This window comes from Pseudomonas sp. Y3 TE3536, from assembly GCF_053629175.1.
Map to the genome: position 1 here is coordinate 2,346,819 of NZ_JBRJHU010000001.1, position 24,286 is coordinate 2,371,104.

The 24,286-nt window shown below is 62.4% G+C and carries 17 protein-coding genes; 6 read left to right on the forward strand and 11 right to left on the reverse strand.

What is annotated here, in order from left to right:
* Positions 1–49 precede the first annotated feature (49 nt).
* The 3 genes from betA to betI all read right to left on the reverse strand — a co-directional run bounded on the left by betA (position 50) and on the right by betI (position 3,992).
* Complete coding sequence (gene betA / locus AB7M33_RS10635; RefSeq protein ID WP_265969999.1) at positions 50–1,747, reverse strand: choline dehydrogenase; 1,698 nt, start codon at positions 1,745–1,747, stop codon at positions 50–52.
* Positions 1,748–1,824: 77 nt separating this feature from the next.
* A complete protein-coding gene (gene betB / locus AB7M33_RS10640; RefSeq protein ID WP_027592371.1) occupies positions 1,825–3,297 on the reverse strand; it encodes a betaine-aldehyde dehydrogenase in 1,473 nt (490 codons plus the stop codon).
* A gap of 38 nt (positions 3,298–3,335) precedes the next feature.
* The gene (betI, locus tag AB7M33_RS10645) at positions 3,336–3,992 is read right to left on the reverse strand and encodes a transcriptional regulator BetI (RefSeq protein ID WP_027592372.1); all 657 of its coding nucleotides are present in this window, start codon (positions 3,990–3,992) and stop codon (positions 3,336–3,338) included.
* 478 nt (positions 3,993–4,470) lie between these two features.
* Here betI and AB7M33_RS10650 point away from each other — a divergent pair, with 478 nt between their 5' ends.
* Together AB7M33_RS10650 and AB7M33_RS10655 are read left to right on the forward strand one after the other, a co-directional pair.
* A complete protein-coding gene (locus AB7M33_RS10650) occupies positions 4,471–6,474 on the forward strand; it encodes a BCCT family transporter (RefSeq protein WP_374707412.1) in 2,004 nt (667 codons plus the stop codon).
* Between the two features lie 406 nt (positions 6,475–6,880).
* Positions 6,881–11,542 carry a hypothetical protein gene (locus AB7M33_RS10655; protein ID WP_454242824.1) on the forward strand — a complete coding sequence of 1,554 codons (4,662 nt, stop codon included), beginning with the start codon at positions 6,881–6,883 and terminating at the stop codon, positions 11,540–11,542.
* Between the two features lie 5 nt (positions 11,543–11,547).
* Here AB7M33_RS10655 and AB7M33_RS10660 read toward each other — a convergent pair whose 3' ends face one another.
* From AB7M33_RS10660 to gpmI, 4 genes are all read right to left on the reverse strand, one after another.
* Positions 11,548–12,315: a divergent polysaccharide deacetylase family protein gene (locus AB7M33_RS10660; protein ID WP_265969995.1), complete on the reverse strand. Its 768-nt coding sequence runs from the start codon at positions 12,313–12,315 to the stop codon at positions 11,548–11,550.
* Positions 12,316–12,323: 8 nt separating this feature from the next.
* Entirely contained in the window at positions 12,324–13,640 is a 1,317-nt protein-coding gene (locus AB7M33_RS10665) for a S41 family peptidase (protein ID WP_027592376.1), read from the reverse strand.
* Positions 13,641–13,742: 102 nt separating this feature from the next.
* Complete coding sequence (locus AB7M33_RS10670) at positions 13,743–15,047, reverse strand: murein hydrolase activator EnvC family protein (protein WP_027592377.1); 1,305 nt, start codon at positions 15,045–15,047, stop codon at positions 13,743–13,745.
* A 207-nt stretch (positions 15,048–15,254) separates the two neighbouring features.
* Entirely contained in the window at positions 15,255–16,790 is a 1,536-nt protein-coding gene (gene gpmI / locus AB7M33_RS10675; RefSeq protein WP_027592378.1) for a 2,3-bisphosphoglycerate-independent phosphoglycerate mutase, read from the reverse strand.
* Between the two features lie 206 nt (positions 16,791–16,996).
* Here gpmI and AB7M33_RS10680 point away from each other — a divergent pair, with 206 nt between their 5' ends.
* From AB7M33_RS10680 to secB, 3 genes are read left to right on the forward strand one after another with little or no spacing between them, the layout of a single operon-like run.
* The gene (locus AB7M33_RS10680; protein WP_027592379.1) at positions 16,997–17,410 is read left to right on the forward strand and encodes a rhodanese-like domain-containing protein; all 414 of its coding nucleotides are present in this window, start codon (positions 16,997–16,999) and stop codon (positions 17,408–17,410) included.
* Position 17,411: 1 nt separating this feature from the next.
* Positions 17,412–17,666, forward strand: a complete 255-nt coding sequence (gene grxC / locus AB7M33_RS10685; RefSeq protein WP_265969994.1) for a glutaredoxin 3 — start codon at positions 17,412–17,414, stop codon at positions 17,664–17,666.
* Positions 17,667–17,705: 39 nt separating this feature from the next.
* Positions 17,706–18,191 (forward strand): protein-export chaperone SecB, encoded by a 486-nt coding sequence (gene secB / locus AB7M33_RS10690; RefSeq protein ID WP_027592380.1) that lies wholly within the window; start codon positions 17,706–17,708, stop codon positions 18,189–18,191.
* Positions 18,192–18,345: 154 nt separating this feature from the next.
* On the opposite strand, the gene trmL is transcribed toward secB, so the two are convergent.
* The gene (gene trmL, locus AB7M33_RS10695) at positions 18,346–18,807 is read right to left on the reverse strand and encodes a tRNA (uridine(34)/cytosine(34)/5-carboxymethylaminomethyluridine(34)-2'-O)-methyltransferase TrmL (RefSeq protein WP_027592381.1); all 462 of its coding nucleotides are present in this window, start codon (positions 18,805–18,807) and stop codon (positions 18,346–18,348) included.
* Between trmL and AB7M33_RS10700 the strand changes: the two genes are divergently transcribed.
* Positions 18,806–19,243, forward strand: coding sequence for a hypothetical protein (locus AB7M33_RS10700; RefSeq protein ID WP_027592382.1), 438 nt, complete (start codon positions 18,806–18,808; stop codon positions 19,241–19,243). The two genes, trmL and AB7M33_RS10700, sit on opposite strands and share 2 nt — an antisense overlap.
* A 459-nt stretch (positions 19,244–19,702) precedes the next feature.
* On the opposite strand, the gene ntrC is transcribed toward AB7M33_RS10700, so the two are convergent.
* The 3 genes from ntrC to glnA all read right to left on the reverse strand — a co-directional run bounded on the left by ntrC (position 19,703) and on the right by glnA (position 23,970).
* Positions 19,703–21,139, reverse strand: coding sequence for a nitrogen regulation protein NR(I) (gene ntrC, locus AB7M33_RS10705; protein ID WP_027592383.1), 1,437 nt, complete (start codon positions 21,137–21,139; stop codon positions 19,703–19,705).
* The gene (gene glnL / locus AB7M33_RS10710) at positions 21,136–22,221 is read right to left on the reverse strand and encodes a nitrogen regulation protein NR(II) (protein ID WP_027592384.1); all 1,086 of its coding nucleotides are present in this window, start codon (positions 22,219–22,221) and stop codon (positions 21,136–21,138) included. Before glnL ends, ntrC begins: the two co-directional genes overlap by 4 nt.
* 342 nt (positions 22,222–22,563) lie before the next feature.
* Positions 22,564–23,970: a type I glutamate--ammonia ligase gene (glnA, locus tag AB7M33_RS10715; protein ID WP_008095432.1), complete on the reverse strand. Its 1,407-nt coding sequence runs from the start codon at positions 23,968–23,970 to the stop codon at positions 22,564–22,566.
* Between the last annotated feature and the right edge of the window lie 316 nt (positions 23,971–24,286).

Consider the following 24,286-nt stretch of genomic DNA (forward strand, 5'->3'; position numbering starts at 1 on the left):
GCGCGAACCCTGTGGGAGCGGCTTCAGCCGCGAAGAGGCCAGGGCTGGCTTACGCTTGCTTCACTTCACGCATCGGCTTGCCTTTGACCGGCGCACCGTTGGCCACGTAGTACTTGGCCGTGCTGCGCGGCAGTGGCTTGCGGTTGCGGATCTTGTCCGCGATTTTCTCGGCGATCATGATCGTGGTGGCGTTGAGGTTGCCCGTGATGATGATCGGCATGATCGACGCATCGACCACACGCAGGCCCTGCATGCCATGCACGCGGCCTTCACCATCGACCACCGCCATGTCGTCGGTGCCCATCTTGCACGAGCAGGACGGGTGGAAGGCGGTTTCGGCGTGCTCGCGGATGAACTTGTCCAGTTGCTCGTCGGTTTGTACGTCGGCGCCCGGGCTGATCTCGCGACCACGGTACGGGTCCAGCGCCGGCTGGGCCATGATTTCGCGGGTCAGGCGGATCCCGTCGCGGAATTCCTGCCAGTCCTGCTCGGTGGCCATGTAGTTGAACAGGATGCTCGGGTGCTGGCGTGGGTCTTTCGACTTGGCCTGGATGCGCCCACGGCTTGGCGAACGCATCGAACCCATGTGCGCCTGGAAGCCATGTTCCTTCACGCCATTGGAGCCGTTGTAGTTAATCGCGACCGGCAGGAAGTGGTACTGGATGTTCGGCCACTCGAATTCAGGGCGGGTGCGGATGAAACCACCGGCCTCGAACTGGTTGCTGGCGCCGATGCCGGTGCCATTGAACAGCCACTCGGCGCCGATGGCCGGTTGGTTCCACCACAGCAGCGACGGGTACAGCGACACCGGCTGGGTGCACGCGTACTGCAGGTACAGCTCGAGGTGGTCCTGCAGGTTTTCGCCAACGCCCGGCAGGTCATGCACGACCGGGATGTCGAGGCTTTCCAGCAGGGCGCGTGGGCCGACGCCGGAGCGCTGCAGCAATTGCGGCGAAGCGATGGCGCCGGAGCTGACGATGACTTCCTTGCGGGCACGGGCTTCGACGCGCTCTTCGCTGTCGCCGACCAGGTAGGTCACGCCCACGGCACGCTTGCCGTCGAACAGCACGCGGTCGCTCAGGGCATGGGTGACGATGGTCAGGTTCGGGCGCTTCTTGGCCTGGTCCAGGTAGCCGCGCGCGGTGCTGGAACGGCGGCCGTTCTTGGTCACCGAACGGTCCATCGGGCCGAAGCCTTCCTGCTGGTAGCCGTTGAGGTCTTCGGTGCGCGGGTAACCGGCTTGCACGCCGGCCTCGACCATGGCGTGGAACAGCGGGTTGTTGCCAGCCTTGGGCGTGGCGACGCTGACCGGGCCTTCGCCACCGTGGTAGTCGTTAGGGCCGATGTCGCGGGTTTCTGCTTTGCGGAAGTACGGCAGGCAGTCCAGGTAGGTCCAGTCTTCCAGGCCTGGCAGTTCTGCCCAGCCGTCGAAGTCCATGGCGTTACCGCGGATGTAGCACATGCCGTTGATCAGCGAAGAGCCACCCAGGCCCTTGCCGCGGCCACATTCCATGCGGCGGCCGTCCATGTGCGGCTCTGGGTCGGTCTCGTAGGCCCAGTTGTAGCGGCGGCCCTGCAGCGGGAAGGCCAGGGCGGCTGGCATCTGGGTGCGGAAGTCGAAGCGGTAGTCGGGGCCACCGGCTTCCAGCAGCAGTACGGTGACGCTGGCGTCTTCGGTCAGGCGAGTGGCCAGGGTGTTACCGGCGGAACCTGCGCCGACGATGATGTAATCGAATTCTTGGGACATTTAAGTACCCTCGTTTGGCGGTGATCAGGGAGCGGGGAACGCCCGTGCGCGCTGGCACGGGCGTGACTACACGCGGTTTAGAAAACCGAGGAGTAGCCGCCCAGCTCGACCTGGACCGACTTGATGCGCGTGTATTGAGCCAGCGAGCTGATACCGTTTTCACGGCCAACGCCCGACTGCTTGTAGCCACCGACCGGCATTTCGGCCGGCGATTCACCCCAGGCGTTGATCCAGCAGATGCCGGCTTCAAGCTTGTGGATGATGCGGTGGGCACGGGTGATGTCGTTGGTGCACACGCCCGCGGCCAGGCCGTATTCGGTGTCGTTGGCGCGGCGGATGACTTCTTCTTCGGTCTCGTAGCTGAGGATGCTCATCACCGGGCCGAAGATTTCTTCCTTGACGATGGTCATGTCGTCGGTGCAGTCGGTGAACACGGTCGGGGCCACGAAGGCACCCTTGGCGAAGTCACCTTCGGTCAGACGCTCGCCACCGCACAGTACGCGGGCACCTTCTTCTTTACCCTTGGCGATGTAACCCAGCACGCTTTCCATGTGCTGGAAGCTGACCAGTGGGCCGAAGTTGGTGTTTTCGTCTTCCGGGTTGCCGGCACGGATGCGGGCAACGCGCTCGGCGATCTTGGCTTCGAAGGCGGCTTTCAGCTCGGCAGGGATGAACACGCGGGTGCCGTTGGTGCACACCTGGCCGGAGCTGTAGAAGTTGGCCATCATCGCGATGTCGGCGGCCTTGTCCAGGTCGGCGTCGGCGCAGATGATCAGTGGCGACTTGCCGCCCAGTTCCATGGTCACTTCCTTGAGCGAGGAGCTCGAGGCGCTGGCCATGACTTTCTTGCCGGTGGTGGTGCCGCCGGTGAAGGAGACTTTTTCGATGCGCGGGTGCTCGGTCAGCCAGGTGCCGACTTCGCGGCCGCTGCCGGTCAGCACGTTGAACACGCCATCCGGCAGGCCGGCTTCGGTGTAGATCTCGGCCAGTTTCAGGGTGGTCAGCGAAGTGACTTCCGACGGCTTGAAGATCATCGCGTTGCCAGCGGCCAGGGCTGGGGCGGATTTCCACAGGGCAATCTGGATCGGGTAGTTCCACGCGCCGATACCGACAGTCACGCCCAGCGGCTCGCGGCGGGTGTAGACGAAGGAGCTTTCACGCAGCGGGATCTGCTCGCCTTCGATGGCCGGCACCAGGCCTGCGTAGTACTCCAGCACGTCGGCGCCGGTGACGATGTCGACGTAGCGGGTTTCGGAGTACGACTTGCCGGTGTCCAGGGTTTCCAGCTGAGCCAGCTCATCGTTGCGCTCGCGCAGGATGTCGACGGCGCGGCGCAGGATGCGCGAACGCTGCATGGCGGTCATCGCAGCCCAGACTTTCTGGCCACGCTCGGCGCTTTCGACGGCTTTTTCGACGTCGGCCTGAGTGGCACGTTGCACGTGCGCGAGGACTTCGCCGTTGGCCGGGTTGATGGCCTCGAAGGTGGCATCGCTGCCAGCGTCGACATAACCACCATCAATGTAGAGTTTTTGCGTTCCGAAACGGGCCATAGTGTCCTCGCAAGTGCAGTGTGTGGTTGGCTAGCGCGTCACGCTCCTGCCGGGTTGGCAACGGCCGTGCGCGGTGGTTCAGAAGCCTGGTCGGTTGTGCCCAGGGACTGCTGTTTAGCCAGTTGTAGATCCATGTATTCGTAAGCGATTCGTATCGCCTGGTCGGTGTCGAAAGCATCTCCCGACAACGCGCCACGCAGCCATAGGCCGTCGATCAGGGCCGCCAGCCCGCGGGCTGCCTTGCGCGCATGGTAAAGCGGCAGGACGCGGCGGAACTGACAGCATAGGTTGGAGTACAAGCGGTGATCGTTGATCCGCTGCAACCTGTGCAAATCGGGCTGGTGCATGCTGGACGCCCAGAAGGCCAACCAGGTTTTCATTGCCGGGCCGTTCACCTGGCTGGCATCGAAGTTGCCCTCGATGATCACTTTCAGGTGGGCACGCGGGCTGTCGTCCGTCAGTGCCTGGCGCCGTGCTGCAACGCCTTCGTTGAGCATGTTCATGATGTAGCCCATCGTCGCTGCAATCAGGCCGTTCTTGTCCCGAAAGTAGTGACTGATGATGCCGTTCGACACGCCGGCCAAACGGGCAATGAGCGCAATGCTGGCATCTCCCAGCCCCACCTGATCGACCGCTAGCAGGGTGGCTTCGATCAATTGCTGGCGGCGGATGGGTTGCATACCGACCTTGGGCATCTTGCATTCTCCTCAGGCCTGACAAGCAGACGACAAGCGGCTGACTCGGCGAAGGCCAGTCTATTTTGTTTTGATTGAACGTTCAATCAATAAAGAATAAGCTCTGCGACAATTTGTGCCATTGACAGTTTTTCAGGCTGTTTCGAGCGCACGGATTGACACCCCAGGAAATCGCGTAACCCCCGGAATACAAGGCGTTGACGGGCATGTGCGATGCGAAATGCAGATTCTGCCGAACGGTCATCGACCTGCGGCAGGCCCTTGGAGCGGGCGGGGTGCTCTGTGACGAATGCGCGCACCACGGTGTTGGATGCGGCGTTTTTTGCAGACCACCTGTCTGTTTTTTTGCAACGTATCGATTCGGGATCACGGTTTCCAGGGTGCTTTTATAACACCTGACGCAGTGGGGGTATTCCACCAATTGCTCGGGAAAAGACTGATTAGCCTCCACAGCCGTACTGCCCGGAGCATTCGTGCAATGAGTTCTGCCTCCCTTACCAAACCCCCCGCCGAGAGGGTCCGGGTCAATAGCGTCGTGTTCTACACCTCGGCGTTGCTGATCCTTGCGTTGACTGCCTTGCTTATCGCTGTACCCGAAACCGCAGGCCAAGTGCTGGGCGTGGCCCAGAAGTGGCTGACGCGCACTTTCGGCTGGTACTACATGCTGGTGATCTGCGGATACCTGGTGTTCGTCGTTTACCTGGCCTTCTCCGACTACGGCAAGCTCAAGCTGGGTGGCAAGGATGACCAGCCCGACTTCAGCTACGGCGCCTGGGCCGGCATGCTGTTCTCGTCCGGTATCGGTATTTCGCTGCTGTACTTCGGCGCTTCCGAGCCGCTGGACCACTATTTCAACCCACCGGAAGGCACGCCCGCCAGCCTCGAAGCCGCGCGCCAGGGCCTGCAGCTGACCTTCCTGCACTGGGGCCTGCACGGCTGGGCGATCTACGCCCTGGTCGGCCTGGCCGTGGGTTACTTCGCCTACCGCCACAACCAGCCGCTGGCACTGCGCTCGGCGCTGTATCCGCTGGTGGGTGAGCGTTGGGTCAAGGGCGCTGCCGGCAATGCCGTGGACATATTCGGCATGTTCGTCACCCTGCTGGGCTTGGTCACCAACCTGGGGATCGGTTCGATGCAGGTGTCTTCGGGCCTTGAGTACCTGTTCGGCATGGACCACAGCAAGACCAACTTGCTGGTGGTCATCCTGGTCATGGCCGGCGTTGCTACCGTGGCCGCAGTGTCGGGCGTGGAAAACGGCATCCGCCGTCTGTCCAACCTGAACATCATCCTGTTCAGCGGCCTGTTGATTTTCGTGCTGCTGGGCGGCGAGACCCTGCACCTGCTCAATGGCTTCGTGCAGAACGTTGGCGACTACCTCAATGGCATCGTGCTGAAGACCTTCGACCTGTACGTCTACGAAGGCGAAGCGGGCAAGTCGGAGCGCTGGTTGGGCCTGTGGACCGTGTTCTACTGGGCCTGGTGGATTTCCTGGGGCCCGTTCGTCGGCATGTTCATTGCCCGTATCTCCAAGGGCCGTACCGTGCGCCAGCTGGTCATGGGCGTGTTGCTGATCCCGCTGGGCTTCACCCTGGCCTGGCTGTCGATCTTCGGCAACACCGCGCTGGACCTGGTGATCAACCAGGGTGCCGTGGAGCTGGGCAAGACGGCCCTTGAGCAGCCGTCGATGTCGATCTACCAGCTGCTGGAATACTTCCCGGCCGCTAAGATCGTGATCGGTGTGGCGGTGTTCGTCGGCTTCGTGCTGTTCCTCACCCCGGCGGACTCCGGCGCGGTGATGATGGCCAACCTGTCGTGCAAAGGCGGCAAGGTTGATGAAGATGCCCCGCACTGGATGGTGGTGTTCTGGTCGGTGATCATCACCCTGGTCACCATCGGCCTGCTGTTCGCCGGCAACTTCGAAGCCATGCAGACCATGGTGGTGCTGGCGGGCCTGCCGTTCTCGGTGGTGCTGGTGCTGTTCATGTTCGGCTTGTACAAGGCCATGAAGCAGGACGTTGCGGTCGAGCAGGAGCGCTCCGAACTGGCCGCCCGTGGCCGCCGCGGCTTCAGCGAGCGCCTGACCCAGCTGGAACTGCAGCCGACCCAGGCTGTGGTGCAGCGCTTCATGGACAAGCAGGTCAGCCCGGCCCTGAAAGAAGCGGCCGAGCAACTGCGCACCCTGGGCTTCGAGGTTGAAACCCGTGTGGGCCAGTCGCGCAACATGATGGGCCTGCGGGTGATGATGGAAGAGGGCAACCCCTTCGTCTATGAAGTGAGCCTGGACGGCTACCTGGCCGCGCCGAGCGAGGCGCCGGTCGAGGGCGAGCCGCAAGTGCAACAGCGCTTCTACCGCGCCGAGGTGTACCTGCACGATGGCAGCCAGGAATACGACCTGATGGGCTTCGCGCCGGAGCAGATCGTGCGTGATGTGCTCGACCAGTTCGAGAGCCATCGCCAGCTGCTGGGGCGTGTGTACAGCTGATCGTTGTGAAAAGGGCCCTGCTGAACAGCAGGGCTTTTTTTTGGGGGTGCTTGTCGCTGGATTTTATGCGCCTTTGAGATCGAGCGCCGCCCGCGCGGCGCTTCGCAGCACAAGGCTGCTCCTACATCTGTTTCGGGCCAATTATTCCTGAGGCAGAGGCGCGCGGCCCTTTGGCGTCCACCTCGATATCGTGCGGAACAAACAAGGCGGTCGCGCGCGTAGGTACAGGCGTAACTGGCCCGAAACAGATGTGGGAGCAGCCTTGTGCTGCGAAGCGCCGCGCGGGCGGCGCTCGATTTGCGCACCACCACAAAACCCAAGACAAGCACTTGCCCTGCAATAAGTAGCACCAGGTGGCAGAGCGCGCGCGACAGGCTTCCAGCTCATTTACCTGGAGTGCCTTCTTATGACCCCCTCGGACGCATCGACATTCGATTTCAAGCGAGCCGCTGCCCGGCAGTTCGCCGCCCGTCCCACGCTACGCCAGGTCGTCAGCGACCAATTGCTCACGTTATTGCTGGCAGAACTGCCATGGCTGGCCTCGGTACAGCCTGCATTGCTGTCTGCTGATGTGCTCACACTGGACAGCCCGGACCCGTCCACACCCTATTGGTCCACTCAGCCGCTGGTTGATCGTGTACTGCAGGCCATGCTCGAGTCGCGCTTTCTTGATTTGGAGCCCGTCGAAGGCCGCCATCATAACCTCGGCCTGGTTGATCCTCACCGCTTTGCCGGCTCCGACAACGTGCTCGACACCCGCCAACTCAGCGGCCTGAGCGAACCGCTCAATGACCTGATCGAGCAACTGCCGCAGCTTTTTTGCCAGGCACAGCTCGGCTTTTGGGCGAGCGCCGGGAGTACCGGTGCAAGCCGTGATCATTGGCTGCAGTTGCTGTTGAGCACGGCCCTGTTGCGCGGCCTGCCCTTGCAAGGCTTGGATGCCCAGGAGCAGGCCTGCATCCGCGGCCTGATCCGCGGCGGTGCCGACCAGCCCACGGCGAGCTTCGTGCAGGTCCAGCTGACCCAGGGTTTGCGTGAATCGGAACAATGGCTTAGCCATTTGCTGGTGACAGGTGAGTGGGATGAGCGGCAGGTGGTGCTCTGGTGCGCGCCATCTGGCGAGGTGCGTGGCTTTGCCTCGCTGGCCGCTTTCGCCTTGGCCCTGCGTGATGATCTGGCGCAGCGCTACAGCTTCGATGCCCTGTCCTGGCGGCGTTATCCGGTTGAGGGCAATGTATTCGCACAGCAGGTGTCGGCGTTGCTGGAGACGCTGTTCACTCAGGTGGACCGGGTGAGCTACCGCCGCCTGGAAGATGTCGCCGCGCTGGAGCAACTGTTCGCCCAGATCAGTGACCCTGCGCAGTGGTTCGACAGCTACCCGGACGATACCCCGGCGGTCAAGACCCCACCGGCGTTGTCGACCAGCTCTGGAAGCGATAGCGTGGCCTACCGTGCGGGGCTGTTGCAGCTGGCAGTCGATCAGCTCGACGCCGAAGGGGTTGGCGCCATGGACGGCATCCTGAGCCTCAGGGATTACACCCGCCAGCGGCTCACTGAGCAAATGCAATCCGCTCACGCGCAGGCTGTCTCCCCGGATGACCTGCTGATCGAATTCTTCGTGGCGTTGGGTATTCCCGGAGGCGCAGGAACGGGCGCAGGCGGGGGCGAGCCGGTGGCGCTCGAAGGCAGCAAGACGCTGACTGAGTTCGCCATTGGCAACCTCGGAACGCTCAGCAATGCCTCTATCCGGCGCATTCAGCGCGCCGACGGTTCTGCTGCCCCAGCCTGGCTGGATGCCGATGCTGCCAGTCGATTGGTGAGCCAGATTGATGTCGGTGGCAACTATCCCGCCTATGTCGCCCGTCAACTGGACGACCCGTTGCAGCGTGCACAGCGCGTCCGGCGCTTTGCCCGGGAGTGGCGCAACGCCCTGCGTTTCAGCGCATTGAGCGCCAAGCTTGATGGCAAGATCACGGAAGCTGGGCTGCAGTGCGTCGTTGATTTCTGTGCAGGCCATTTCGACCGGCAAACACCCCGTATGACCCTGATGCCGCTGACCTTTCGACGCCAGCCGCATTCCCACCAACAGGACCTCGTTCGCGGCATGTATGTGCTGTTCTGTGCCAAGCCTGCGCTGGTGCTGCTGTACCGGCCTTTATACCCGCAGGACACCCTTCGTGAGTATTCAACCCTGGCGGCGTTACTCGCTCACATCCAGGAGTCCACGCTGCTGCAAGCGAGTATTTTGGACTGGCTGAACCCGCAGGTCCGCCATATTTACGACCATGGCGGGTTCCATGAACCGCACGTCACCAGCATTGGCATCGACCCGTCCAGCCTGCCCGAGCGCCCTGAGCCGCCCGTCATCGAGCCGGTCTTCTGGGCCACCGCTGTCAATGAAAGGTTGTACAACGCCAACCGGGATCTGCTTATCGAACTAGCGGACATGCAATCCACTTCGAATGCCGAGCGGCGGTGGGAAACCCTGTCCCAAGGCGCCTGGCTGCTGTTCGATGTGGTGTCGTTGGCGCTGCGTGGCCCGGTGGCCAGTGTGGCGTGGCTGGTGCAACTGATCACCTCGCTTGAGAATGACCTGCTGGCGCTTGAGCAGGGCGGCGAGTTCGACCGGCCCGCCGCTGTTTCAGATCTGTTGCTGAACTTGAGCATGGTATTGCTGCATGCGCGGCAGCCGGCTCCGCACGCTGCCACGATCGGAACATCTCCCAACGTTTCGGCGTTCGATGGGCCCGCCCTGCAGCGAGGGGCTTTTGCCGAGGTCTCGGTGGCCCCCTCTGACGGAGGGGCTGCGGGAATCGGTGAGCTGGCAGCACTGCCGCAACGCCGGTTGGATCTGTCATGGCGTGGCAATCAGGGGTTCAATTGGCTTGCGCCTGAGCAGCGGCATGCGCTGCGCGCCATGCGTACGGGTGTGTTGCTACCCGACTCGGCATTGCAGGTCGCGGGCGAGACCGCAGGCCTGTATCAGGTCGACGGGCGTCTGTACGCGGCCATAGATGCCGATGCTTACCGTGTTGAAGTGGTCGACGGCGGTGTGCGGGTGGTCGATGGCAAGGGTGGCTACGGCCCATGGTTGAGCTATGTACAAGGCGTTTGGCGTATCGATGGTTCGCTTCGTCTCGCTGGCGGGATGAGGCGGAACATCGCCGATCGCTTCCACAAGCTCCACGCTACTGTTGCCAAACTTAATGCGCAGGTCAGAGCAGCAACGCTACGCTTTGCCGAGGCCGGCTTCAGCATTCCGGTTTTGCGAGAAAAGGTCACAAAGCTGGGTGAATTGTTGGAAACAGAGCGGGCCAAGCTGGGGCTGGCCACCACAGACAGCGAGCAGGCCGCGTCCAGGGAAATGATTGGCCGGTACGAAGCGCGTCAAGCCGAATGGGGTGCGCAAATTCGTAGCAGGCGCATTGAAGCGGTAAAGCAGGTTGAAGAGGTCGTTCGGGACTGCCAGGAGATTCTTCGCACGATCGAGACCATGTTCGAACCCAAATATGCCCGCGAACGGCGAGCGGGGGTGGAAGCGGACCTGACAGAGCAGCGGCGTGAGGTTCAGCTCAGCCTGATCCGCAATAGCGACTTCATCCTCAGTGAGCTCTGGGATCTGGCGGATTACCCGGCGCTGACCAGTATGCAACAGCGCCTTCATGGGCAGCCTGTGCAACAAGTGCTTGAAACCTATCAGGCTTTTCGCCGCAAGCTCGAAGGCGTCGTGGGGCTTCAGGACCGCATGCTGGCTACATTCGAACATCTCGACGAGCTATTGGTCGAGGTGCCGGGCCAGGAGATCATCAGCAATCCCTCCGAACCGGAAAGCCGCAGCGTTGATTCACTAATTGCCAAGCGTACGTTCAGCACCGTTCAGTTCCGTTTCCATCAGGTGTTGAACCTTGCCGATCTGGCCTTACACCTGGATAACATCAATGGTCAGCGCACAATCAACGTATTCCGGGAGGAGCTGTCGGGGCTGTCACTGCGCAACGCGGCGGGTGCCCACGGTGAACTCGACTTCGCCAACCTGCCGCTCGAAGACCGCATCACCATCTTGCAGGAGGCATGGGACGAATACGCAGCTGCGCTGGTCAACAGCTTGCGAATTCGCGAAACGGGTGGGGCGTTGATCGAGGTTTCGATGCTGGACCGCTACCGGACGGAGTTGGAGAAGCTCAAGCGTGATGCAGGGCGTCGGCTGGTCGCGTTGATCAAGGAGCAGGAAGGTGCCCGTGCGCCTGACGCGCGCTTGCCCTACATCATCTCCAGCGAGCCGCAGCGGGCGGTGCGTAACGCGGAAGGGCAGATACTGATCGGCAAAAGAGAGCTCGATGCTGATGGTCAGGCGGTGTATCAGGTGCGTGATCCGTTCAGTGACGCGGTGTTGGCCACCTTTGATTGGAGGGACGGCCAATGGCATGAGCGAAGCCGCGAGCCAGCGCCGGTCGCACCCGAGGCTGCCTCGACTGATACGGCGTTTCGGGTGCAGGCGCTGCTGGATGAGAACGATCAGCTTCTGTTGAGGGCCGACGAATACGTGGTGAATGACCTTAAAGGCACGTTACTTGCGCGCCTGTTTGATCTTCAGATAGACAAGCTGGGGCAGGCCGCGACGTCATTGGGCGAGGAGGGCGCCAACGCCGCCCTCATAAGACGCCTGGAGGTCGCCTCGGACCAGATGCGCTCGGAAAAAAACCTCAAGCTGACCATGCTGTACACCGACACGCGCTACCCCAGCGCTGAAGCGTTACGTTTTCTGCATGAACAGAACCTGATCAAGGTGCAGTACGTCGCCCCGCGCCAAGTCATGGCCAATGGCAGCACCTTCGACGAGTACAAGATCATGCGTCTGGCGCAACCAGGTGCCGCATCAGGCCGGCCGTTGTGGGCCGCACACTTCCACATGCCTGCCGCCGACGCGCTGGCGCGTGACTTCACGTTGGGCCATTTGAAAACCTGGAGCCAGCGTCGCTTGAGTGGGCGCGAGGAAGGCTCAACCCAGCGGGTGCACAGAGGCAAGCTCACCCTGGAACAGGCGCGCGGCATCATCCCGTTCGATTGAGGCGTTCAGCGGTTGCTGTATCGGCCATGTTTGCCGTGGGCAGGCATGGCCTGGTTGCCGCGCTCGGCAATCATCTGCTTGAGCCCGATCAGTTCAACGCCTTGGCTTCTCAGGCGCGGGATTTCTCGCGCCAGCACTTCGAGGGTCTGCGGGTACGGGTGGCCGATCAACACGGCCGAGCCTTGCTTGCGGGCCATCGTGATACCCAGCTGCAGTTGCCCGGCAATGGCTTCGGGGGTGCGCACGTCATCCAGGAACACATCCCGCGACACGTGTGCTACATCCTGCGCCTGAGCTTCGGCGGCGGCCACCGTGGCGGCACTGGTCCGGCTGTCGACGAAGAACAAGTGGCGGCGCTGCAGTTCGCCCATCAGCCAGGTCATGGCTTCGCGTTGGGCGGTCATGCGGCTGCCCATGTGGTTGTTGATGCCGGCCGCGTACGGCACCTTGGCCAAGGCCGCGTCGAGCCGGCTGGCCAGTTCGGGCAGCGGTAGCCCGGGGTGCCAGGCATAGGGGCCGGTAGCCGGGTCCATGGGCATGTGCAGGATCACCGTCTTGTGGGCTTTGTGTGCCTGGCGGGCGAAATCGCTGGCGTGCGGGGTGTCGGGCATGATTGCCATGGTGACCGGGCCGGGCAGGGCGAGCGTGCGGCTGTCACGCTCGGTGCTCTGGCCCAGGTCGTCGATGATGATGCTCATGTAGGCCTTGCTGGCCGGCGCCGCTTGGGCGACGCCGACTAACAGGCAGCACAGCAGACACAGCAGATACCGCATGAGCGCGATCATTTACCCGAGGTGATGTTCAAGCCCTTGAGCAGGCTCAGGGCCTGGCTCAGCTGGAAGTCATCGTCCTGCGGGCGTTCCTTGCGCTTGCTGCTGCCGGTCGGGCGCTCGGCGCCGCCGTTGCCGTTGCCCAGGTGGCCCTGCAGGTCGGCTTCCTTGAAGTTGTCGGTATCGATTTCGGCAGTGAGTTTGGCCGGGCGCACTTCGATGTCCGGCACAATGCCCTGGGCTTGGATCGAGCGGCCGTTGGGGGTGTAGTACAGCGCAGTGGTGAGCTTCAGGGCGCGGTCGTTGGCCAGCGGCAGCACGGTTTGCACCGAGCCTTTGCCGAAGCTGTCGGTGCCCATCAGCACGGCGCGCTTCTGGTCCTGCAGGGCGCCAGCGACGATTTCAGACGCCGAGGCGCTGCCGCCGTTGATCAGCACCACCAATGGCACGCCTTCGCTGGCGTCGGCCGGGTCGGCAGAGAAGCGCAGCTCGGAGTTGGCGATACGGCCCTTGGTGTAGACGATCAGGCCCTTGGTCAGGAAGTGGTCGGCCACTTCGACCGCCGACTGCAGCACGCCGCCGGGGTTGTTGCGCAAGTCGAGCACCACCCCGCGCAGCTTCTTGCCATTGTCCTTGCGCAGCTTGGCCAGCGCCTTGCCCACCTCGTCGCCGGTCTTGACCTGGAACTGGGTGATGCGGATGTAGCCGTAGTCGTTTTCCAGCAGCTGGCTTTTCACGCTCTTGACCTGGATCACCGCGCGGGCGAGGGTCACGTCGAACGGGTTGCCGCCATCGCGGACCAGGGTCAGAGTGATTTTTTCGCCGACCTTGCCGCGCATCTTGTCCACGGCTTCGGTCATGGTCTGGCCGCGGGTCGGGGCGCCGTTGATCTTGACGATCAAGTCACCGGCCTGCACGCCAGCCCGGGAGGCGGGGGTGTCATCGATGGGCGAGACCACCTTGATGAAGCCGTCTTCCTGGCCCACTTCGATACCCAGGCCACCAAATTCGCCACTGGTGCTCTCTTGCAGCTCCTGGAAGTCCTCGGGGCCGAGGTAGGCCGAGTGCGGGTCAAGGTTGCTGAGCATGCCCTTGATGGCGTTTTCCAGCAGGGTCTTGTCGTCCACCGGCTCAACGTAAGCGGCCTTGATGCGGTCCATGACCTCGGCGAAGGTGCGCAGCTCCTCCAGCGGCAGCGGCGCCTTGGCCGTCACCTCGGTAGCTGGCACCGCTGCTGGCTTGGCCGGCTCTGCGGCAATGGCCAGGGGCGCGCCGACCGCCAGGGCGATGGACAGGGCCAGCTGGGTGAGACGAGGCGAGTGCAGCATGTCGAACGAACTCCTGATCCTGAAGGCGCTCCGTGAGGAGCATCGGCGCAGCATTCAGGCTACGCCGTAAAAAGGTGAACTGGGTTGTTTTTCGGACAAACCCTAGCCTCTGCACCACTGCGACGGGTCGGTAGGCCGGCCCTGCTGGCGGATGGCGAAGTACAAGCCTGCGCTGTCCTGGCCACCGCTGTCACCCACGGTGGAGATGGCTTCGCCAGCTTTGACGATGTCACCGGCGCTCTTGAGCAGGCTCTGGTTGTGGCCGTACAGGCTCAGGTAACCATTACCATGGTCGAGAATGACCAGAAGTCCAGCACCGCGCAACCAGTCGGCAAACACCACACGGCCGCCGTGTACGGCGCGTACTTGCGTGCCGGGGTTGGCGCTGATCATCACCCCGTCCCATTTGGCCCGGGCGTCACTGCCGCGTGCATCGCCGAAGCGTGCCAGCAATCGACCATTGACGGGCCACGGAAGTTTGCCCCGTGCAGCAGAAAAAGCGCCGCCGTAGTTGGCACCATCGCTGGAAACCATCGGGCCCAGGGTGGTGCGGGCCTTTTTCGGCGGCTCGACCGGCTCGCGGGCTTCTTCGCGCGCAGCGGCGGCGGCCAGGGCTTCCTGCTGGCGGCGTTTTTCCGCCTCTTGCTGGGCCAACAGGGCTTTCTTGCGCGCTTCCTCTGCCTCGCGGGCCTGGCGTGCCAGGGTTTCCTCGATGGTCTTGAGTACTTTGCCAAGGTCCGCCTGGTCCTGCTCGCGGGCCTGCAGCTTCTGGTCGCGGTCTTTCATGTCGTTGTTGAGCTTGGCCAGTACTTGCTGGCGCTTGCTGCGCTCGGTCTCGAGGGCCTGGCGGCGGCTGTCGAGGTCGGCGCGCTGGGCCAGCAGTTGCTCTTGCTGGCGGGCGATGTCCTGTTCAACGTTGGCCAACTGGCGCAGGGTCTCGTTGAAGGTGCGCAGTTGCTCCAGGCGCGCCTTGCTCAGGTAATCGTAATAGGTGAGGGTGCGGGCGAATTTCTCGGGGTTCTGCTGGTTGAGCAGCAGCTTGAGGTATTCCTCGCGGCCGTTCTGGTAGGCCGAGCGGGCCTGGATGGCAATCAGCCGTTGTTGTTCAACGCGGGCGCTCTGGAGTTTTTTTTTCTCGGTATCAAGGCGCTCCAGCTCGCCCTCGGTCTTTTTTAGTTCTTGTTGCAGGGCCTCCACCTGTTTCTCGAGGTTGCCGATGTCGGTCTCGGTGGACTTGAGGTCTTTCTGCACGCCGGATTTCTCTTCCTGGAGCTTGCCCAGCATCTTTTTGAGCTCGGCGATGTCCTGGCGGGTGGCGTCCAGTTGTTGCTGGGTCTGTGCGCGCTCATCGGCAAATGCCGGGCTGAGCAGGCAAGACAGGGCGAGTAGGATCAGGGCGCGGAGCATGGGGTTGGGCGTACCAGGGATGGAGACTGGCCTAGTATGCCCGCGCGAGCCTGCAAAAAAAAACGCCTCGCGGCAGATGCGGCGAGGCGTTTGTCTGGAAACCTTGAATCTGGGGCCGCTTTGCGGCCCATTCGCAGCGCAAGGCTGCTCCTACAGGCGGTGCGCAGGCCATTGCAGGAGCAGCCTTGTGCTGCGAATGAAGGCAACTCAGGCGTCGATCAGGATCGACGTCCCGGTCATTTCCACAGGCTTTTCCAGCCCCAGCAGTTTCAGCATGGTCGGCGCCACGTCGGCCAGCACGCCGCCTTCGCGGACCTTGACCTTGCGCTTGCCCACATAGATGAACGGCACTGGCTCGGTGGTGTGCGCGGTGTGCGCTTGGCCGGTGCAGGCGTCTTCCATTTGCTCGACGTTGCCGTGGTCGGCGGTGATCAGCGCTTCACCGTCGACTTTATCCAGCGCCTCGACGATACGCCCAACACAGGTATCCAGCGCTTCGACGGCCTTGACCGCGGCCTCGAACACGCCCGTGTGGCCGACCATGTCGCCGTTGGCGTAGTTGACGATGATCACGTCGAAACGCTGTTGCTCGATGGCTTCGACGATGCGGTCGGTGACTTCCGGCGCGTTCATTTCCGGTTGCAGGTCGTAGGTGGCGACCTTCGGCGATGGGATCAGGATGCGCTCTTCGCCTTCGAACGGCTCTTCACGGCCGCCCGAGAAGAAGAACGTGACGTGCGCGTACTTTTCGGTCTCGGCGATGCGCAGCTGGGTCTTGCCATTCTTGGCCAGGTATTCGCCCAGCACGTTGTCCAGGCTGGACGGTGCAAAGGCTGCTGGCGCCGGGATTTTTGCCGAATACTGGGTCAGGCCGATGTAGGCCGCCATCTTCGGCAGGCGCGCACGCGGGAATTCGTTGAAGTCCGGCTCGACGAAGGCACGCGACAGTTCGCGGGCGCGGTCGGCGCGGAAGTTCATGAAGATCACCGCGTCGCCGTCTTCGACCTTGACCGCCTCGCCAATGCGCGTGGCTTTGACGAACTCGTCGTTTTCTTCACGGGCGTAGGCGGCTTCAAGGCCGGCCAGGGCGGTGTCTGCGGTATAGTCGGCGACGCTGTCGACGATCAGGTTGTAGGCCGCGGCAACGCGGTCCCAACGGTTGTCGCGGTCCATGGCGAAGTAGCGGCCGATGAGGCTGGCGATGCGGCCCTTGCCCAGCTTGGCGAAGGTCTTGTCGAGCAGCTCGATGGACGACTCGGCGCTGCGCGGCGGCGTGTCGCGGCCGTCGAGGAAGGCGTGCAGGTAGATTTTTTCGGCGCCACGCTGTGCGGCCAGTTCGGCCATCGCGATCAGATGGTCCTGGTGGCTGTGCACGCCGCCGTCGGACAGCAAACCGAGGATGTGCACGGCCTTGCCGGCACCGACAGCCTTGTCCACCGCGCCGGTGAGCACCGGGTTGCTGAAGAACTCGCCATCACGAATAGCCTTGGTGACCCGGGTGAAGTCCTGGTAGACGACGCGGCCGGCACCGAGGTTCATGTGGCCGACTTCGGAGTTGCCCATCTGCCCGTCTGGCAGGCCGACATCCATGCCTGAACCGGAGATCAAGCCGTGCGGCTGACTGGCGCGCAGGCGGTCATAAACCGGTGTGTTGGCGGCATAGATGGCGTTGTATTCGGGGCTTTCGCTGTGGCCGAAGCCATCCAGAATGATCAGGACCAGGGGTTTGGGCGTACTCGTCATCAATCAAACTCACGGTTGTTCAAAGATGATAAAGACACGCATTTTAGGGCAAATGCGCCATCAACGGCGAATATTCGTCCCATCCCCCGACCGGCGCAGCCACCGCGCCAGGGCAAAGCTGCTTTTCTGGCCGGCCAGTCGGGCTTTGGTGGTCATGGGGGGCTGTGTATACTGGCCGGCATTTTCAATCGCCTGGAACACCGCTGATGGTTGCTCACCTGATTCAATTCGCGACAGATCACTACATCCTGGTTGCGATCTTCGTTGTTCTGCTGGTCCTGCTGCTCATCAATGAAGTCCGCCGTGGCGGCCAGAGCCTGAGCAATGGCCAGTTGACTGCCCTGGTCAACGCTGACAAGGCCCTGGTCATTGACATCCGCACCGCCAAGGAATATTCCGCGGGCCACATCGTGGGTGCCGTGAACATCCCGCAGGACAAGCTGGTCAGCCGTATGGCCGAGCTGGAAAAGCACAAAGAGAAGACCCTGATCATCGTCGATGCGATGGGCCAGCAGTCCGGCACGCTCTGCCGCGAGCTGCTCAAGGCTGGTTACAACGCCGCCAAGCTGAGCGGTGGCGTTTCCAGCTGGAAAGCCGATAACCTGCCCCTGGTGAAGTGATATGAAGCCCGTCATCGTTTATTCCAGCGACTACTGCCCCTACTGCATGCGCGCCAAATACCTGCTCGAGAGCAAGGGCGTTGCGTTCGAGGAAATCAAGGTCGACGGCAAACCGCAGGTTCGCGCCGATATGAGCCAGAAGGCCGGCCGTACGTCGGTGCCACAGATCTGGATCGGCAGCACCCATGTCGGTGGATGCGATGACCTCTATGCCCTGGAGCGCGCCGGCAAGCTCGACGCGCTGCTGGCGGCCTGATTTGCACTGCATTCAAAAACATTAGGATAAGGATCTGCCATGACTGACCAACAGACCAACGGCGCAGCTGCCGAAGACAACAGCCCTCAGTTCTCCCTGCAGCGCATCTACGTGCGTGACCTGTCGTTCGAGGCCCCGAAAAGCCCGCAGATCTTCCGCCAGCAGTGGGAGCCGAGCGTTGCCCTGGACCTGAACACCAAGCAGAAAGCCCTGGAAGGCGACTTCCATGAAGTGGTGCTGACCCTGTCGGTGACCGTCAAGAACGGTGACGAAGTGGCCTTCATCGCTGAAGTGCAGCAGGCCGGCATCTTCCTCATCGCCAACCTCGACGCTTCGTCGATGAGCCACACCCTCGGCGCGTTCTGCCCGAACATCCTGTTCCCGTACGCCCGTGAGACCCTCGACAGCCTGGTCACCCGCGGTTCGTTCCCAGCGCTGATGCTGTCGCCGGTCAACTTCGACGCCCTGTACGCGCAAGAGCTGCAGCGTATGCAGGAAGCGGGCGAGACGCCGACTGTGCAGTAATAGCTGCCGGTTTCAGAAAGGCGCCTCACGGGGCGCTTTTTTATTGCCTGTTCTGGCCTCTTCGCGGGGCAAGCCCGCTCCCACATTGAGATGCTTACGCCAAACCATTGTGGGAGCGGGCTTGCCCCGCGAAGAGGCCAGAGCAGGCAATGGGTCAGCTTCCGGCAAACCCGTTCTGCCGCCAGGCCTCATACACCGTCACCGCCACGGTATTGGACAGGTTCAGGCTGCGGCACCCCGGCCGCATCGGCAGGCGCAAGCGCTGCTCGGGCGGCAGGCTGTCCAGCACGTCGGCTGGCAAACCGCGGCTTTCGGGGCCAAACAGGAAGGCGTCGCCCGGCTGGTAAGCCACTTCATGGAAGGGGTGCGAGCCCTTGGTGGTGAAGGCGAACAGCCGTGGGTTACCCAGGCTTTCCAGGCATCCGGCCAGGCTCTCGTGGCGCTTGAGCGTGGCATACTCGTGGTAGTCCAGCCCCGCCCTGCGCAGGCGCTTGTCATCCAGTTCGAAGCTGATGGGCTCGATCAGGTGCAGGTGGCAACCGCTGTTGGCGCAGAGGCGAATGATGTTGCCGGTATTCGGCGGAATTTCTGGTTGAAAAAGGATGACGTGAAACATGCACGGCTCCAGGCGTGAAGATGACGAGCATTCTACCCCTGAACCGGACCTGCGTTCGAAGGCCTTCCCACGGGTGATGCTATCGCTGGCCATTGTCGGCCTGATGGTGGGCTTGATGATCGGCCGCCTGACCACCCCCGATGAGCGGGTGCTGGAGCAGGTTGAGGTGGTACAAGACGGGCTCGACCTATGGTTCAACGAAGAGCCGAAGCTGCATGGCGAGAACGTCGAGGGGACGGTTGCCGTGCTGTTCGAGGCCCAGGGCAAGGCCCAGCGGGGGCAATTGAGCCTGCAGGGCAAACCGGTGGGCTGGCGTGTGCAGAAAAGCGAGGAAGGGCTGTTGCTGACGGTGGTGGCCGCGCGCCCTCTGCACGGCGAGTGGGCCGGTGCAGAGGACGCTGGGCGTTGGCGTGTGCAGGTGAGGCTGCACGAATAAAAGAGGGGATGTCCCGGCCTGCCTGTACCAGGGTCCCCAAAACTTGCGCTACTGCAAATAAAAGAGGGGTTTTCCCGGCCTGCCTGTACCGAGGACCCCGAAACGGGAGATACAGGACTTATTGCAGGGGGCGTGCCAGTTTTGCAAAACCCGGAAACATTGGCTTTCAGGGCTTTTTTGCCAGGTTTTGAGGGTTTTTGTGCCTTCGTGCGGTGCAGAGGGCACAGGATCGGTGCATTGCGGCTGAAATAAAAAGGGCCGCTCTAAAGCGTCATGCTGTTCACTTAAGTTATCCATCGCCTGTATTGGGGCCGCTTTGCGGCCCATCGCGGCACAAGGCCGCTCCCACAATGTTCGCACATGCCCTGTGAATAGGGGCATAACGCGGTCGGTGTGGGAGCGGCCTTGTGCCGCGATGGGCCGCAGAGCGGCCCCAGTATTCAATGACCTACGTACAACTCAATGGTCTTCGCTGTCATCCTCATCGCCGCCGGCGACATTCATCCCCAGCTCCTTGATCTTGCGCGTCAAGGTATTGCGCCCCCAGCCCAGCAACAACGCCGCATCCCGACGCCGCCCGGCCGTGTGCTTGAGGGCGGTCTCGATCATGATCCGTTCGAAACTGGGCACCGCACTGTCGAGCAGGTTCGATTGGCCACGGGCCAGCGCCTGGTCCGCCCACTGGCGCAGCGCCTGTTCCCAGTTGGTCACAGGGGCGGCGTCCTGCGGCAGGTTCAGCAGCTCGGGAGGCAAGTCACCGATCAGCACTTCACGGCTGGACGCCATCACGGTGATCCAGCGGCAGGTGTTTTCCATCTGCCGCACGTTGCCCGGCCACGGCAGGTTGCGGATGAACTCTTCGGTTTCCGGCTTCAGCAGTTTTGGCTCCACCGCCAGCTCCTGCGCGGCGCGGGCGAGGAAGTGGCGGGCGAGCGCAGGGATATCTTCGCGGCGGTCGGCCAGGCGCGGAATGTGGATGCGGATCACATTGAGCCGGTGGAACAAGTCCTCGCGGAACTTGCCAGCCTGCACCAACGACTCCAGGTTCTGGTGGGTGGCGGCAATGATGCGCACATCCACCTTGACCGGCACGTGGCCACCCACCCGGTAGAACTCGCCATCGGCCAGCACCCGCAGCAGGCGGGTCTGGGTGTCGGCGGGCATGTCGCCGATCTCGTCGAGGAACAACGTACCGCCGTCGGCCTGCTCGAAGCGGCCGCGGCGCAGGTTGGCCGCACCGGTAAAGGCGCCTTTCTCATGGCCGAACAGCTCGGACTCCATCAGGTCCTTGGGGATGGCTGCCATGTTCAGGGCAATGAACGGTGACGCCGCACGCGGGCTGTGGCGGTGCAACGCATGCGCCACCAGCTCTTTGCCGGTGCCGGACTCACCGTTGATCAGTACCGTGATGTTGGAGTGGCTCAGGCGACCGATGGCGCGGAACACCTCCTGCATCGCCGGCGCTTCGCCGATGATCTCTGGCGTGCGGGCCAAGGCTTGTGGCACATCGAGGCCTTGCTGCTCCTGGGCATGCTGGTTGGCGCGCTTGACCAGCGACACCGCCTCGTCCACGTCGAACGGCTTGGGCAGGTACTCGAAGGCGCCGCCCTGGTAGGACGCCACGGCACTGTCGAGGTCGGAGTGAGCGGTCATGATGATGACCGGCAGGCGCGGGTGCTGTTCGCGGATCTGGGCCAGCAGGTCAAGGCCGCTGGTGCCCGGCATGCGGATGTCGGAAATGATCACATCCGGTTGCTGGCGGGCCAGGCGGCCCATCACGCCATCAGCGCTGTCGAAGCTCTGGGTGGTCATGCCTTCCTGTTGCAGGGCTTTTTCCAGGACCCAGCGGATGGAGCGATCATCGTCGACGATCCATACGGTTTCACTTCGGCTCATGAGGCGGTGGCTCCTTGTTCCAGAGGCAGGTAAATCGAGAAGGCGGTATGGCCCGCGTGGCTTTCACACTCGATCAGGCCCTGGTGCTGGCTGATGATGTTCTGGGTGATGGCCAGGCCCAGACCGGTACCGTCCGGGCGCCCGCTGACCATGGGATAGAAAAGGGTGTCTTGCAGTTCCGACGGGATGCCCGGGCCGTTGTCGATGATCTCGACGCGTGCCACCAGCCGGTGGCGCACATGGCCGATGGTGAACTGGCGCAGCGCACGGCTGCGCAGGGTGATGCGGCCCAGGCGCAATTCGTTCTGCGAGCTGATCGCCTGCATGGCGTTGCGCACGATGTTCAGCACCGCCTGGATCATCTGCTCACGGTCGATCAGCACATCCGGCAGGCTTGGGTCGTAGTCGCGCACCAATGTGATGCAGCCCTGGCTTTCGGCGTCCACCAGGCTGCAGACCCGCTCCAGCACTTCGTGGATATTGGTCATCGCCAGCGAGGGCAGTTTGTTCGAGCCCAGCATGCGGTCGACCAGGTTGCGCAGGCGGTCGGCCTCTTCGATGATCACGTTGGTGTAGTCACGCAGGCCTTCTTCAGGCAGCTCGCGGGCCAACAGCTGCGCCGCGCCGCGGATGCCACCGAGCGGGTTCTTGATCTCGTGGGCCAGGCCACGCACCAGCATCTTGGTGGTTTCCTGCTTGCTCAGCTGGGCTTCTTCCTTGGTGATGCGCAGCAGCCGATCGCGCGGGTGCACCTCGAGCAGCAGCAGGGTCTGGCCCTGGTGCAGAATCGGCGTGACAGCGTAGTCGACGGTGATGGTCTGCCCAGTCAGCGAGGTCAGCTGCGCCTCGCGCTTGGTGAACGGGTGCGCCTGTTCCACCGCCTGGCGCAGCGAGCTGAGCGCTTCGGTCGACTCGGTGAACAGCTCGCTGATGAACTGCCCATGGCTGCGCTGGCCACTGACGGCCAACAGCATTTCTGCCGCCGGGTTCATGTATTCCAGGCGCAGCTCGGCGTTCAGCAGGAGCGTGGCGGTGGTCAGGTTGTCCAGAAGCAGACGGTGCTGTGCATCGCTGATGGTCATAAGGCGTCGTTGACCTCTTTTGGCGCTTGCCTGGCACTGGGTGGCCAGAGCCGGGCGCGCTGTGGATCCGCTGATGCCAGGAAAATGCAAGAAACAAACCAAAGCTCCGAAAAGAAGCGAGATTTGCCCATAAAGGCCTGTATCTGCGCACTTTCGGATCAGAAACTCTGGATGAAACGTTTCACTTGACCCAGATTGGGGAGCAAATAGGGGCACGGCTGGCAGTTGTGCACCAAGATAGAGCATAGCGGGAGTGGCGAGGGTTCTGCGTGGGCAGAAACAAAAACGGCCTCCCGAAGGAGGCCGTCTTGATCACGTCATCGGCGCTAGGCGCCGATCAGATCAGCAGCTGTAGTACAGCTCGTATTCCAGCGGGTGCACGAAGGTACGGACTTTGATCTCTTCTTCGCTCTTCAGCTCGATGAAGGCATCGATGAAGTCGTCGGAGAACACGCCGCCCTTGGTCAGGAACGCACGGCCTTTATCCAGCTCTTCCAGGGCCTCTTTCAGGCTGCCGCAAACTTGAGGGATGTCTTTCGCCTCTTCAGGCGGCAGGTCGTACAGGTTCTTGTCGGCAGCATCGCCTGGGTGGATCTTGTTCTGGATGCCGTCCAGGCCAGCCATCAGCAGGGCCGCGAAGGCCAGGTACGGGTTGGCCGATGGGTCCGGGAAGCGCGCTTCGATACGGCGGGCTTTCGGGCTGCCGACGTACGGAATACGGATCGAGGCGGAACGGTTGCGCGCCGAGTAGGCCAGCATCACCGGGGCTTCGAAGCCTGGGACCAGACGCTTGTAGGAGTTGGTCGACGGGTTGGTGAAGCCGTTCAGGGCCTTACCGTGCTTGATGATACCGCCGATGAAGTACAGGGCGGTGTCGGACAGGCCGGCATAGCCTTCACCCGAGAAGGTGTTCTTGCCGTCTTTCCAGATCGACATGTGCACGTGCATGCCCGAGCCGTTGTCGCCGTACAGTGGCTTCGGCATGAAGGTGGCGGTACGGCCGTAGGCGTCGGCAACGTTGTGCACGACGTACTTCAGGGCCTGTACTTCGTCAGCTTTCTTCACCAGGGTGTTGAACTTGACGCCGATTTCGTTCTGGCCGGCAGTCGCCACTTCGTGGTGGTGAACTTCAACGGTCTGACCCATTTCTTCCAGTGCGTTGCACATGGCAGTACGGATTTCGTGGTCGTGGTCGAACGGCGGAACTGGGAAGTAGCCGCCTTTGACGCCAGGACGGTGGCCTTTGTTGCCGCCTTCCACGTCAGCGCCAGTCATCCACGAGCCTTGCTCGGAGAAGATCTTGAACATCGAGCCGGAGATGTCCGACTGGAACTTCACTTCGTCGAAGATGAAGAACTCAGGCTCTGGGCCAGCGAATACGGTGTCACCGATGCCGGTGCTCTTCAGGTACTCTTCGGCGCGCTTGGCGATGCCGCGTGGGTCGCGATCGTAGCCCTGCATGCTCGACGGGTCGACGATGTCGCAGGTGATGATCAGAGTCGGCTCTTCGGTGAACGGGTCCAGCACGGCGGTGTCATCGACCGGCATCAGGATCATGTCGGAGGCTTCGATGCCTTTCCAGCCAGCGATGGAGGAACCGTCGAACATCTTGCCGACTTCGAAGAAATCTTCGTCCAGGCCATCACGCGCCGGCATGGTCACGTGGTGCTGAATGCCTTTGGTGTCCGTGAAACGCAGATCAATCCACTTGACGTCATGATCTTTGATGAGTTGAACCGACTTCGACATGTTGTCCTCCGGATGGTCTAGAGCGCGGTGGGCCGCTGCCCTGGAAAAAGGGTGTTGCCGGGCGCGGATAGTCGGCCAAGCTTACCTGCCTCACAAGGGAGCAAATTGCATGCCAGTGCCCGAAAATGGCGAGGGCGGGATAAAAGAGGGCGTTTGCGGGCATCTGGCGACAGGGTAGCGGGGAAAAGTGCACCCTTAAGATGCGGTTTTTAGTACCAGTGCACCAATAGTGTGCACGTGCTTAGTGTTGTGCTTTCTTTCAGGGCCTCTTCGCGGGTGAACCCGCTCCCACAGGGACCGCAGGGATTTCGAAGAT

Bases quoted from the DNA above. Each gene is read 5' to 3' on its own strand.
- betI (WP_027592372.1), bottom strand. From the start codon at position 3,992: ATGCCCAAGGTCGGTATGCAACCCATCCGCCGCCAGCAATTGATCGAA.
- AB7M33_RS10660 (WP_265969995.1), bottom strand. From the start codon at position 12,315: ATGCGGTATCTGCTGTGTCTGCTGTGCTGCCTGTTAGTCGGCGTCGCC.
- glnL (WP_027592384.1), bottom strand. From the start codon at position 22,221: ATGACCATCAGCGATGCACAGCACCGTCTGCTTCTGGACAACCTGACC.
- trmL (WP_027592381.1), bottom strand. From the start codon at position 18,807: ATGTTTCACGTCATCCTTTTTCAACCAGAAATTCCGCCGAATACCGGC.
- secB (WP_027592380.1), top strand. From the start codon at position 17,706: ATGACTGACCAACAGACCAACGGCGCAGCTGCCGAAGACAACAGCCCT.
- AB7M33_RS10650 (WP_374707412.1), top strand. From the start codon at position 4,471: ATGAGTTCTGCCTCCCTTACCAAACCCCCCGCCGAGAGGGTCCGGGTC.
- ntrC (WP_027592383.1), bottom strand. From the start codon at position 21,139: ATGAGCCGAAGTGAAACCGTATGGATCGTCGACGATGATCGCTCCATC.
- AB7M33_RS10655 (WP_454242824.1), top strand. From the start codon at position 6,881: ATGACCCCCTCGGACGCATCGACATTCGATTTCAAGCGAGCCGCTGCC.
- glnA (WP_008095432.1), bottom strand. From the start codon at position 23,970: ATGTCGAAGTCGGTTCAACTCATCAAAGATCATGACGTCAAGTGGATT.
- AB7M33_RS10700 (WP_027592382.1), top strand. From the start codon at position 18,806: ATGCACGGCTCCAGGCGTGAAGATGACGAGCATTCTACCCCTGAACCG.
- AB7M33_RS10670 (WP_027592377.1), bottom strand. From the start codon at position 15,047: ATGCTCCGCGCCCTGATCCTACTCGCCCTGTCTTGCCTGCTCAGCCCG.
- gpmI (WP_027592378.1), bottom strand. From the start codon at position 16,790: ATGACGAGTACGCCCAAACCCCTGGTCCTGATCATTCTGGATGGCTTC.
- AB7M33_RS10665 (WP_027592376.1), bottom strand. From the start codon at position 13,640: ATGCTGCACTCGCCTCGTCTCACCCAGCTGGCCCTGTCCATCGCCCTG.
- betA (WP_265969999.1), bottom strand. From the start codon at position 1,747: ATGTCCCAAGAATTCGATTACATCATCGTCGGCGCAGGTTCCGCCGGT.
- grxC (WP_265969994.1), top strand. From the start codon at position 17,412: ATGAAGCCCGTCATCGTTTATTCCAGCGACTACTGCCCCTACTGCATG.
- betB (WP_027592371.1), bottom strand. From the start codon at position 3,297: ATGGCCCGTTTCGGAACGCAAAAACTCTACATTGATGGTGGTTATGTC.
- AB7M33_RS10680 (WP_027592379.1), top strand. From the start codon at position 16,997: ATGGTTGCTCACCTGATTCAATTCGCGACAGATCACTACATCCTGGTT.